Source organism: Serratia nevei (assembly GCF_024160145.1).
Classification (GTDB): domain Bacteria; phylum Pseudomonadota; class Gammaproteobacteria; order Enterobacterales; family Enterobacteriaceae; genus Serratia; species Serratia nevei_A.
Window position 1 is genome coordinate 25,556 of the sequence record NZ_JAMYWQ010000015.1, and the last position, 12,623, is coordinate 38,178.

6 protein-coding genes are annotated in these 12,623 nt (G+C 63.8%); all 6 read left to right on the forward strand.

All coding sequences use genetic code 11. From position 1 onward, the window contains the following. Positions 1–2: 2 nt before the first annotated feature. The 6 genes from bcsQ to hmsP all read left to right on the forward strand — a co-directional run bounded on the left by bcsQ (position 3) and on the right by hmsP (position 12,519). Positions 3–743, forward strand: coding sequence for a cellulose biosynthesis protein BcsQ (gene bcsQ, locus M6G53_RS12360; protein ID WP_253331807.1), 741 nt, complete (start codon positions 3–5; stop codon positions 741–743). Continuing rightward, positions 740–3,343, forward strand: coding sequence for a UDP-forming cellulose synthase catalytic subunit (gene bcsA, locus M6G53_RS12365; RefSeq protein ID WP_253331809.1), 2,604 nt, complete (start codon positions 740–742; stop codon positions 3,341–3,343). The genes bcsQ and bcsA overlap by 4 nt, the downstream gene beginning before the upstream one ends. A gap of 62 nt (positions 3,344–3,405) precedes the next feature. Then, positions 3,406–5,712, forward strand: a complete 2,307-nt coding sequence (bcsB, locus tag M6G53_RS12370) for a cellulose biosynthesis cyclic di-GMP-binding regulatory protein BcsB (protein WP_253331810.1) — start codon at positions 3,406–3,408, stop codon at positions 5,710–5,712. 5 nt (positions 5,713–5,717) lie between these two features. Then, complete coding sequence (gene bcsZ, locus M6G53_RS12375) at positions 5,718–6,830, forward strand: cellulose synthase complex periplasmic endoglucanase BcsZ (protein WP_253331904.1); 1,113 nt, start codon at positions 5,718–5,720, stop codon at positions 6,828–6,830. Further along, entirely contained in the window at positions 6,812–10,285 is a 3,474-nt protein-coding gene (gene bcsC, locus M6G53_RS12380) for a cellulose synthase complex outer membrane protein BcsC (protein ID WP_253331812.1), read from the forward strand. Before bcsZ ends, bcsC begins: the two co-directional genes overlap by 19 nt. A 227-nt stretch (positions 10,286–10,512) precedes the next feature. Then, the gene (gene hmsP / locus M6G53_RS12385) at positions 10,513–12,519 is read left to right on the forward strand and encodes a biofilm formation regulator HmsP (protein ID WP_253331814.1); all 2,007 of its coding nucleotides are present in this window, start codon (positions 10,513–10,515) and stop codon (positions 12,517–12,519) included. The last annotated feature ends 104 nt before the right edge of the window (positions 12,520–12,623 follow it).

Consider the following 12,623-nt stretch of genomic DNA (forward strand, 5'->3'; position numbering starts at 1 on the left):
CTATGCCGGTGATCGCGCTGCAAGGGTTGCGGGGGGGAATGGGAACGACGTCGATCACGGCGGCGCTCGCCTGGGCGTTGCAACAGCTGGGCGAATCGGTGTTGGCGATCGATTTCACGCCGGACAATCTGCTGCGCCTGCATTTCAACACGCCGTTCGAGCTGGCGCGCGGCTGGGCCCGCGCCGAGCAAGACGGCGGACGCTGGCAGGAAGGCGCGCTGCGTTACTGCGAAAACCTCGACTTTTTGCCCTTTGGCCGCCTTAATGCGACGGAACGGCTGGAAGTGCAGCATCAGTGCCGGGAACATCCCGATCGCTGGCGCGACAATCTGCGCCGGCTGAGCGCCGGTGACCCGCAGCGCTGGATCCTGCTGGATGTGCCGACGGGGGACGGCGTGCTGGCGCAGCAGGCGTTGCAGCTTGCCGACAGCGTGTTCGTGCTGTTGAATCCCGATGCCAACTGCCAGGTACGGCTCCATCAGCAGACGCTGCCGAACGGCTGCCGTTTCCTGGTCAATCACTACTCCTCCGCCAGTCAGCTGCAGCAGGATCTGCATCAGCTGTGGCTGCAAACCCTGGGCGGTCTGCTGCCGGTGACGATCCATCGCGATGAGGCGTTGGCGGAAGCGCTGGCGGTCAAACAGCCGTTGGGCGAGTACCGCCCCGAGAGCCTGGCGGCGGATGAAGTGCTGACGCTGGCCAACTGGTGCCTTATCAACCTCAAACGGGACGTTGCGCCATGAGCCGGGTGCTGAGCCTGCTGCTGGTGCCGCCGGTGCGTCAGGCGGTGCAAACGCGCTACCGCGGCTATCGCCGCAACGGCGCGTCGGCGTTGACCGCCTTTTTCGCCACGCTGCTGGTGGCGCTGGGATGGCTGCTGCTGCGCTTCGAATCGCCGGCGTGGCAGCGCGTGCGCGCCGGCCGCGCTTATTGGTTCCCGCACCTGTCCGCCGAGCGCCCGCGCCCGGCGGATGCGCTGCGTTATTTGCTGCAGGGGCTGTGGCTGTTGCTGTTTCGCAGCGGCCGCGCGCCGGTACAGCGCGACTATCTCGCCGGTTGGCGCCGCCTGCAGCAGCGCTATGCCGACTGGCTGCAGGGTCTGCCGCAGCGGCTGAAGAACGCCGGTGTGGAGCAACGCTCGGTAGAACGCCTCGGCCGCCTGAGCCGGGGCATGCGGCGCGCGCTGTTTATTCTGGTCAGCGTGCTGGCGGCGATCCTCGCCATGCTGTGCATCTCGCAACCGTTCGATCTGCCGGCGCAGTTCGTGTTCGTCCTGCTGCTGTGGGGGATCGCGATGGTGGTGCGCCGGGTGCCGGGGCGTTTGCCGGGGCTGATGCTGATCGTGCTGTCATTGACCGTATCCTGCCGCTACCTGTGGTGGCGCTATACCGCCACGCTGAACTGGGACGATCCGCTCAGCCTGGTGTGCGGTCTGTTGCTGCTGGTGGCGGAAACCTACGCCTGGGTGGTGTTGGTGCTGGGCTATTTCCAGACCGTCTGGCCGCTTAACCGCCAGCCGGTGCCGCTGCCCGCCGATAGCGCCACCTGGCCGACCATCGATCTGATGGTGCCGACTTACAACGAAGATCTCGGGGTGGTGAAGCCGACCATCTACGCGGCGCTGGGCATCGACTGGCCGAAGGAAAAGGTGAATATCTATATCCTCGACGACGGCAATCGCCCCGAATTCCGGGCGTTTGCCGCCGAAGTGGGGGTGAAATACATCGCCAGGCCGACCCACGAACACGCCAAGGCCGGCAACATCAACAATGCGCTGAAGCAGGCCACCGGCGAGTTCGTGGCGATTTTCGACTGTGACCACGTGCCGACGCGCTCCTTCCTGCAGCTGACCATGGGCTGGTTCTTCAAAGACAAAAAGCTGGCAATGCTGCAAACCCCACACCACTTCTTCTCGCCGGATCCGTTCGAGCGCAACCTCGGCCGCTTCCGCCAGACGCCCAACGAGGGCACTTTGTTCTACGGGCTGGTGCAGGACGGCAACGACATGTGGGACGCCACCTTCTTCTGCGGCTCTTGCGCCATCCTGCGCCGCAGCGCGCTGGACGAGATCGGCGGCATCGCGGTGGAAACCGTCACCGAAGACGCCCATACCTCGCTGCGTTTGCACCGGCGCGGGCACACCTCGGCCTATATCCGCATTCCGCAGGCCGCCGGGTTGGCGACCGAGAGCCTGTCGGCGCACATCGGCCAGCGCATTCGCTGGGCGCGCGGCATGGTGCAGATCTTCCGGCTGGACAACCCGCTGTTGGGCAAGGGGCTGAAGCTGGCGCAGCGCCTGTGCTACGCCAACGCCATGCTGCATTTCCTGTCGGGCATCCCGCGGTTGATCTTCCTCACCGCGCCGCTGGCGTTTTTGTTGCTGCACGCCTACATCATCTTCGCGCCGGCGTTGGCGATCGCGCTTTATGTGCTGCCGCACATGATCCATGCCAGCCTGACCAACTCGCGTATCCAGGGGAAATATCGCCATTCGTTCTGGAGCGAAATCTATGAAACGGTGCTGGCCTGGTATATCGCGCGGCCGACGACGGTGGCGTTGTTCAATCCGCACAAGGGCAAATTCAACGTCACCGCCAAGGGCGGGCTGGTGGAAGAAGAACACGTCGATTGGGTGATCACCCGGCCTTATATGTTCCTGGTGATCCTGAATCTGGCCGGGCTGGCGTTCGGGGTCTGGCGGCTGGCCTATGGCCCGACGGACGAGGTGATGACGGTGATCATCAGCCTGGTGTGGGTGCTGTACAACATGACCATTCTCGGTGGCGCGGTGGCGGTGGCGGTGGAAGCCAAACAGGTGCGCCAGGCGCACCGCGTGGAGATCGCCATGCCGGCGGCGATCGCGCGCGCCGACGGTCATCTGTATCCCTGCACGCTGCGCGATTATTCCGATGGCGGCGTAGGCATCGAAATGCGGGTGGAAAACGCGCTGAAAGACGGCGACAAAGCCTCGCTGCTGCTCAAGCGCGGTCAGCAGGAGTTCAGCTTCCCCTGCGTGGTGACGCGCGCCTTCGGCAGCAAGGTAGGGGTGCGTTTGGTCGACCTCTCCACCCGTGAACACATCGATTTCATTCAGTGCACCTTCGCCCGCGCCGATACCTGGGCGCTGTGGCAGGACGGGTTCCCTGAAGACCGGCCGATAGAAAGCCTGCGCGACGTACTGGCGCTGGGTTTCCGTGGATACGTGCGCATGGCGGACTACGCGCCGCCGCTGGTGCGCGGTTTGCTGGTCGGGGTCACTTCGCTGACCGCCTGGGTCGTGTCGTTTATTCCGCGCGGCGTCGGCAGGCAACCGGCCTTGGGTCAACAAGAAACAGTGGGTTAGCTGCGAGTTCAACCGCCCGCTCACTCGCACGGTGAACAGGCTCCAACATTGATGATGATACGATGACGAGAAAAATAACCTGGTTAACTGCTCTGGCCTTAGGCATCAGCACCCTGTCGCAGGCCGAAACCGCTACCGCCCCGACCGTGGCGGCCCAGCCGCCGATCGCCGCCGCGGCCGATACGGCGATCCTGCCATCGCCGTCTGGCGCACCGCAAGATCCGAATGCGCCGGTGCGCGATGTGTCGCTGCCGTTCGCGCAGATTGCGCCGCCGCCGGGGGCCTTTATTCTGCGCGGCACCCGGCCGGACGGGCAGATCGAATTCGGCGTACGCAGCGATGAAGTGGTCTCGCAGGCGATGCTCGATATGGAGTTTACGCCGTCGCCGGCGCTGATCCCGGTGGAATCGCACGTCAAGGTCTACCTGAACGACGAACTGATGGGCGTGACGACCATCGCCAAGGAGCAACTGGGCAAGCCCAATCACATCCAGATGGCGATCGATCCGCGTTATATCACCGATTTTAACCGCGTCCGGCTGGTGTTCGTCGGCCATTATCAGAACATCTGCGAAAACCCGGCCAGCACCTCGCTATGGCTCGACGTCAGCAAATCCAGCGCGCTGAAGCTGCGTTTCCAAACGCTGCCGCTGAAAAACGAGCTGTCGCACTTCCCCGAGCCGTTCTTCGACAGCCGCGATAATCGGCCGTTGACGCTGCCGATGGTGTTCGCCGGCCAGCCGGATCTCGCCCAGCAGCGCGCGGCGGGTATTTTGGCCTCCTGGTTCGGCAGCAAGGCGCAGTGGCGCGGGCAATCCTTCCCGACGCTGTATAACGCGCTGCCGACGCAGCACGCGGTGGTGTTCGCCACCAACCAGCAGCGCCCGGATTTCCTGCGCGATTACCCGGCGGTCAACGGCCCGACGGTGGAGATGATCAGCCACCCCGACAATCCTTACGTTAAGCTGCTGCTGATCCAGGGGCGCGACGATAACGATTTGATCACCGCGGTGAAGGGCATCGCGCAGGGCAACATCCTGTTCCGCGGCCAGAACGTGACGGTGGACAAAGTGGAGCAACTGGTGCCGCGTCAGCCTTACGACGCGCCGAACTGGGTGCGCACCGATCGGCCGATGACCTTCGCCGAGCTGCAGCAATACGCCGAACAGCTGCAAACCAGCGGCATCGAGCCCGGGCCGATTTCGCTGACCATGAACCTGCCGCCGGATTTGTTCCTGATCCGCAGCACCGGCATCGACATGCACCTGAAATATCGTTACACCGCGCCGCGCATTCAGGACGGTTCGCGGCTGAGCGTCAGCCTGAACAACCAGTTTGTGCAGGCTTACTCGCTGGTGCCGGAACACGAGCAGGGCGCGCAGCTGCTGCGCCTGCCGCTGACGCAGGGGCTGCTCGACTCCGACAAGAACGTCAATATCCCGGCGCTGCGGCTGGGCGCCACCAACCAGCTGCGCTTTGACTTCGACTACACCACACTGCTGGCCAGCGGCGCGGAAGGGCGCTGCGAAACCTATTCCTTCACGCAAAACCACGCGGTGATCGACGGCGCTTCCACCATCGATTTCTCCGGCTATCGCCACTTCATGGCGATGCCGGATCTGCGCGCCTTCGCCAACGCCGGCTTCCCGTTCAGCCGCCTGGCGGATCTGTCACAAACGCTGGTGCTGGTGAATCAGAAACCGCAGCCGGCGCAGGTCAGCGCGCTGCTGAACGCGCTGGGGGTGGTCGGTGCGCAAACCGGCTATCCGGCGCTGGCCTTCACGCTGAGCGATGACTGGTCGCAGGCCAAGGATCGCGACGACGATATCCTGCTGGTCGGCACCATTCCGCCGGAGTTGCGTGACGATAAGAAAATCAGTCTGTTGGTGGATGCCACCCTCAGTTGGGTGAAGCAGCCGACACGTCAGCCGCCGTTGCCCAATGCGGAAGTGATGGCGGAGGATACCAAACCGGACAGCAAAACCACCGTCAGTTCCGAGGGGGCGATGTCGGCGATCATCGGCGTTCAGTCGCCGTTCCACGACCAGCGCAGCATTGTGGCGCTGTTGGCGGACAGCCCGCGCGGCTATGAGCTGCTGAACGATGCGCTGCTGGACAGCGGCAAGCGCGCCGCGATGTTCGGCTCGGTGGCGGTGATCCGCGAATCGGGGGTTAACAGCCTGCGCGTCGGCGATATTTACTATGTCGGCCATCTGCCGTGGTGGGAGCGGCTGTGGTACGCCCTCTCCACCCATCCGGTGCTGCTGGCGGTGATCGCGGTGGTGCTGGTGGTGATCCTGGGTCTGATGCTGTGGCGTGGCCTGAAGGCCTTCAGCCGGCGTCGTCTGGCACCTGAAGATCGGGATTGACGGTGGTGAACGCGATGCTGCAACGCCTGTCGCTCGGTATGCTGCTGCTGTGCACCTTCAGCGCGGCGGCGGCCTGCGAGTGGCCGGGCTGGCAACAGTACAAGCAGTTCTACATCAGCCCGCAGGGGCGGGTGATCGATCCGAGCAGCCCGAACAAAATCACCACCTCTGAGGGGCAGAGTTACGGTCTGTTCTTCGCCCTGGTGGCCAACGACCGGCCGACCTTCGACCTGCTGTTGACCTGGACGGAAAACAACCTGGCGGCGGGCGATCTCAGCGCCCGTTTACCCGCCTGGCTGTGGGGTGAGAGCAACGACAGGCAGTGGAAGGTGCTGGATGCCAATTCGGCATCGGACGCCGATCTGTGGATCGCTTACAACCTGCTCGAAGCCGGTCGCCTGTGGAAAAGTCGGCGTTATCAAACCCTGGGGACGCTGCTGCTGCAACGTATCGGCCGCGAGGAAGTGGCCGACATTCCCGGCCTGGGGCTGATGCTGTTGCCGGGCAAAGTCGGGTTCGTGGCGGAAGATCGCTGGCGGCTGAATCCCAGCTATCTGCCGCCGCAGCTGTTGGCGCGTTTTGCCGCGCTGAACGGCCCGTGGCGCGCGATGCGTCAGGTCAATCAGCGGTTGTGGCTGGACACGGCGCCGCACGGTTTCTCGCCGGACTGGGTGGTGTGGCGGGTCGGCGCAGGCTGGCAGCCGGACACCGTCAAACCGAATATCGGCAGCTACGACGCCATTCGGGTCTACCTGTGGGCCGGCATGCTGGCGGACGACGATGAGCACAAGGCCGCGCTGCTCGAACGCTTCCAACCGATGGCGCAGCTCACCGCCAAGCAGGGCGTACCGCCGGAGAAAACCGATACCGCCAGCGGCAAAACCACCGGGAACGGCCCGGTCGGTTTCTCCGCCTCGATGTTGCCGATGTTGGCGACGCAGGGCGAGGCGCTGGTGGCACAGCGTCAACGCATCAGTGAACAGCCGCCGGGTGACGATGCCTATTTCAGCGCCTCGCTGACGCTGTTCGGTCAGGGGTGGGACCAACAACGTTATCGCTTTAATCGTCAGGGTGAACTTCAACCTTCGTGGGAAGGCCAATGCACAATTTCAAAATAAACTGGCTGAATTTGATTCCGCTGAGCCTGGCGATGCTGCCGCAGGCGCGCGCTGCCGAGGCCGTGGCACCGGAGCAGTGGCTGCTGGAGCAGGTGCGCATTGGCGAAGCCGGCAATAAGGACGATCTGGTGCGCCAGTCGCTGTACCGGCTCGAGCTGATGGATCCGAACAACCCGGACGTGATCGCCGCGCGCCTGCGTTTGGCGCTGCGGCAGGGCAATATGGCGCTGGCGCAGCAGCAGTTGGACAAGCTGAAGACCCTGGCACCGCAGTCCAGCGCCTACCGTCAGGCGCAAATGAACATGCTGCTGACCCAGCCGGAAACCCGGCAAAAGCTGCAGCAGGCGCGCCTGATGGCAACCGCCGGCCGGTTGCCGGAGGCCAAGGCGCAGTACGATGCGCTGTTCCACGGCGAGCCGCCGACGCTCGATCTGGCGGTGGAATATTGGCGGCTGGTGGCGCGGTTGCCGGGGCAGGAGGCTAACGCACTGAAACAGCTGCAGGCGCTGGACCGGCAATATTCCGGCAACGTGGCGTTGCGCATGTCGCTGGCGCGCATGCTGTTCAACCAGAATCAGGATGCGCAGGCCTACGAGCTGCTGCAGAAGATCGCCGCCGACCCGACCGGGCGCGGTGATGCCGCCGACCTGTGGCTGGACAAGGTGAAAGCGATGCCGGTCAGCGCGCAGAGCGTGGCGGCGCTCAACCGTTTCCTCGGCGTGTTCGACACCGGCGATCAAGCGACCAGCGCTCGAGAAGAACTGGCCAGACAGCAGAAACTGCTGAGCGATCCGGCCTATCAGGCGCGGGTACGCGGCCTGGCGCAGGTGGATAAAGGCGGCAGCCGGGCGGCCATTCCGGAACTGCAAAAAGCGCTGGCGGCGACGCCGAACGATGCCGAGGTGCTGGGCGCGCTCGGGCAGGCCTATTCGCGCGCCGGCAATCGCCCGCAGGCGCTGAAGCTGTTCCGCCAGGCGCTGGTTGCCGACAAGAACGGCTACGACAGCGGCAAGTGGCAAAGCCTGATCAAGAGCACCAGCTACTGGCTGGCGATCGACGAAGGTGACAAGGCGCTGAAGGCCGGCAATTTACCGCTGGCCCGGCAGAAATATCAGCAGGCACGCCAGCTCGACGACAGCGACGGCGATGCGTTTATCGGCCTGGGCGATGTGGCGGTGGCGAGTAAGGATGACGCTGCGGCGGAAGGGTTTTATCAGCAGGCGCTGCGGCGCGATCCCGGCAACGGCAGCGCGCTGCGCGGCCTGGTGAATATCTATCAACGGCAATCGCCGGAGAAAGCGTTGGCCTACCTCAACGGCTTGCCGCGCAACCAACAGGCCAAGCTGCGCAGCACCCTCGACGGCCTGCGGCTCGATATGTTGAAACAGCAGGCGGAGGCGCTGGCGGAACGGCAACAGTGGCAGCAGGCGGCGGAAATCTATCGCCGCGCCCAGCCGATGGATCCCGACGATGTCTGGCTGACCTACCGTTATGCCCAGGCGCTGCGTCAGGCCGGGCAGCCGCAGCAGGCGGATAGCCTGTTCAGGCAGCTGGCGCAGCGTCAGCGCGCCAATCCGCAGTTGGCTTATGCCTATGCGCTCTATCTTTCCGGCAGCGAGCGCGACGCGCAGGCGCTGGCGCAACTCAATACGTTGCCCGCTTCACAGTGGAACGACAACATGCGCGAGCTGGCGCAGCGGCTGAAAATGCAGGCGGTGATCGACCATGCCGAACGGCTGCGGGCGGCCGGCAACGAACCGGCGGCGGAAGCCTACCTGCGTCGGCAGCCGGCGGACACCCGCATCGATTTGCTGTTGGCCGACTGGGCGCTGGCACGCGGGGAGTATGCGGCGGCGCTGGACGACTATCAGCGGGTGAAACGGCGTGAACCGAACAACCCGGATGCGCAGCTGGGCGAGATCGAAGCCTATGTGGCGCAGGGGGATCTGGAAGCGGCGCGCCAGCGGCTGAAAACCGAACCACAGCCGCAAGACGCCTCGCTCAACAGCCAGCGGCGGGTGGCCAACGCCTGGAGCGCGGTCGGCGATCCGCGGCAGGCCGACGCTATCTTCAGCCGGCTGAAAACGGCGGCGGCCTCGGAGCCCGTGGGACAGACCAAGGCACTGATCTACCGCGACGCCGCCCGTCTGGAACGGGCGCAGCAGCAGCCTGAGCGGGCGCAGCAGGATTACCGGCAGGCGATGGTGGCCGGCGGCATCACGCCGACGCTGCCGCAAGACAATGACAGCTATACCTCTCTGACGCGCAATCACCCGGACGATGACTGGTTGAAACGCGGCATCCGTTCCGACGCTGCGGATCTGTATCGGCAGCAAGACGTGAACGTCACCCTCGATCACGATTACTGGCGATCGAGCGGCACCGGCGGCATTTCCGACTTCAACGCGCACGACACCATGCTGCAGGCGGACATGCCGCTGTATGACGGGCGCGCCTTCCTGCGCACCGACACCGTGCAACTGGACGCCGGCCGCTTCTCGACCGACGGCAGCGGCAACTATTACGAGACCTTCGGCACCTGCCACACGCAAGGGTGCCGCGGCGACGAACATCAAAAAACCACCGGCACCAGCGTGGCGGTCGGTTGGAAAAACGATCGCTGGGCCACCGATATCGGCACCACGCCGATGGGCTTTGCGGTGGTCGACTGGACCGGCGGCTTGGCCTACAGCGGCGACTGGAATCACATCGGCTGGACGCTGGCGGCCTCGCGGCGGCCGATCTCCAGCTCGCTGCTGGCCTTCGGCGGCGCCAGGGATCCGAATACCGGCATCACCTGGGGCGGCGTGCGTGCCACCGGTGTCAGCCTGAGCGCCAGCTACGATCGCGGCGAGGCGAACGGCGTCTGGGCCGATCTCAGCGCGCACCAGATCACCGGCAAGAACGTGGCGGATAACCAGCGGCAGCGGTTGATGGCCGGCTACTACTACAAGCTGATCAACGAAGACAATCGCCGCCTGAGCGTCGGGCTCAATACCATGCTGTGGCACTATCAGAAAGATTTGAGCGGCTATTCTCTGGGACAGGGCGGCTATTACAGCCCGCAGCAATATCTGTCGCTGTCGCTGCCGGTCAACTACCGCCAGCGCACCGAAAACTGGTCGTGGGAGCTGGGCGGTTCGGTGTCGTTGTCCCATTCGAAAACCGACAGCCAGCGCCGTTATCCACTGCCGGGGCTGATCCCGGATTCTCTGCCCGACAAGTTCGCCGTCGAGGACGGCAGCGCCTCCAGCGGCTTCGGTTATACCCTGCGGGCAATCGTCGAACGCCGCCTCAGTTCGCATTGGACGCTCGGCGCCGGCATCGACATTCAACAGGCGAAGGATTATACGCCGAGCCACGCTTTGCTTTATCTGCGCTATTCCCTGGCCGGCTGGCAGGGGGATCTCGACTTGCCGCCGCAGCCGCTGACGCCTTACGCCGATTTCAAGTAACCGGGAGGGGAAAGATTCGGAGTGTCGGACACAGGGGAGTTTTGTTACCCTGTGTCCGGGTGGCGTTTGTCCGCTTTAGGAAAAGACTGAAACCCGCGATTTTCTTGGTTTTGCCTGCGGCATGGCCAGATAAAAACAGCCGATAATCGAGTATACTCAGCCCGGTTCGGGGGGCGGGTGAGAGTCAGCCCCCTTTTTGTTTCAGCCCGATTTCACGGAGAGCAGGTTTGCGGGTCAGGCGTTCGTTAACGATTAAGCAGATGGCGACGGTGTCCGGCGTGGCGCTGGTCACGATCTGCATCTTTATCGTGATCCAGTTATTCCACTTTGTGCAGCAGCGCAGGGATGACTACGCCCAGCAACTGGAGAATATCGCTCACTCCGTGCGCCAGCCGCTGGCGGAAGCCGTGCTGCGCATGGACGTGCCGGAAGCCAAAAAGGTGCTGAACACGCTGTTGCCGGTCGGCATCCTGAGCCGGGCGGATATCGTATTGCCGAACGAATTTCAGGCGCTGCATGCCAATTTCCCGCCGGAGCGGCCGGTGCCAACGCTGGTCGCCCGGCTGTTCGAACTGCCGATCCAAATCTCCGTGCCGCTCTATTCGCTGGAGCGGGTGCCGGCCAACCAACAGCCGCTGGCCTATCTGGTGCTGCAGGCCGATTCGTTCCGCATGTACCAGTTTATCCTCAGTATCTTGTCGACCATGCTGTCGACCTACCTGCTGCTGGCGCTGATCCTGTCGGTGGCCATCACCTGGTGCATGAACCGGCTGATGGTGCATCCGCTGCGCGCGATGGCCAAGGAACTGGAAAACATCTCGCAGGACGAAGCGCCCTATCACCAGCTGATGCTGCCGGCGCTGCATCAGGACGACGAGCTCGGCTTGCTGGTGCGCAACTACAACCGCAATCAACAGACGCTGGCCAAGGCGCATGCCGACATGAGCCGCCTCAGCACTCGCCACCCGGTGACCGAACTGCCGAATCAGGCGCTGCTGAACGCGTTGTTGGAGCAGCATATCGCCTCCAGCCTGCGTCCCGAGCGTTTTAACCTGCTGGTGATCGGCATCGAGACGCTGCATGAAGCCTCGGGCGTGATGAGCCCGGCGATGCGTGAAGCGTTGTTGCTGGCGTTGGCGAAGAAGCTGCGCGGCTGCATCGACGAAAACGGCGTGCTGGCGCAGCTGAGCAATACCGAATTTGCCATTCTGGCCAAGGGCACCGAGCGGCCGTTCCACGCCATGCAGCTGGCGCGGCGCATCATGGCGGAGATCAACGCGCCGTTGACGCTGGAAGGTCTGGCGCTGCGGCCCAATGCCAGCATCGGCATCGCGCACTACCTCAATCAAGGGGAAAGTGCGGAACAGCTGCTGCGCAGCGCCACCTCGGCGATGATGTCCGCGCACCGCGAAGGAAAAAATCAGATCCTGTTTTTCGAGCCCAGCCTGACGGAGCGCACGCAGAAGCGGCTGACGCAGGAGAGCGAGATCCTGCACGGCATCGAGCAGCGGCATTTCACGCTGTTCCTGCAGCCGCAGATCGACATGCAGTCCAACGAGGTGGTCGGCGCCGAAGCGCTGCTGCGTTGGCAGCAGTATGACGGCAGCTATACCCTGCCGGCCGATGTCATCCCGCTCGCGGAAGAGCTGGGCGTGATCGTGCCCCTCGGTAACTGGGTGTTGGAAGAGTCCTGCCGTATCCTGGCGGACTGGCAGCAACGCGGCATTGCGCTGCCGCTGGCGGTCAACGTTTCCGGTATCCAGATGCAGCACGAGGCGTTCGTGCCGCATCTGAAAAACCTGCTGGCGCAGTATCGGATCGATCCGCGCAAGCTGCTGCTGGAGATCACCGAGACGGTGCGCATCGACGATCTCGACCACGCGCTGGCGCTGCTGCGTGAGCTGCACGATCTGGGGCTGTCGATCGCGCTGGACGATTTCGGCATGGGCTACTCCAGCCTGGAGTACCTGAACCGGCTGAAATCCCTGCCGATCGATTTGATTAAAATCGATCGCAGCTTCATTCAGGGGCTGCCGGCCGACGATGCGATGGTGCGTATCGTCAGCTCGATCTCTGAAGTGCTGGCGTTGCCGGTGATGGCCGAAGGCGTGGAGAACGCCGAGCAGCGCGACTGGCTGCTGAAACACGGCATTCGCAGCGGGCAAGGATTCCTGTTCGCCCGGCCGCTGCCGCGCGAAGCGTTCGAAGCCGAATTTTGCCGCGCGGCGCCGTGAGCGCCGCGTTACCTTTCCGGTACTTTTCCCGGTCCGAAAATCGCCATTTCCCTTCTACCCCTTTTGCGTTAGTGCAAACAAAGGCTTACGCAATTTTCAGCTTT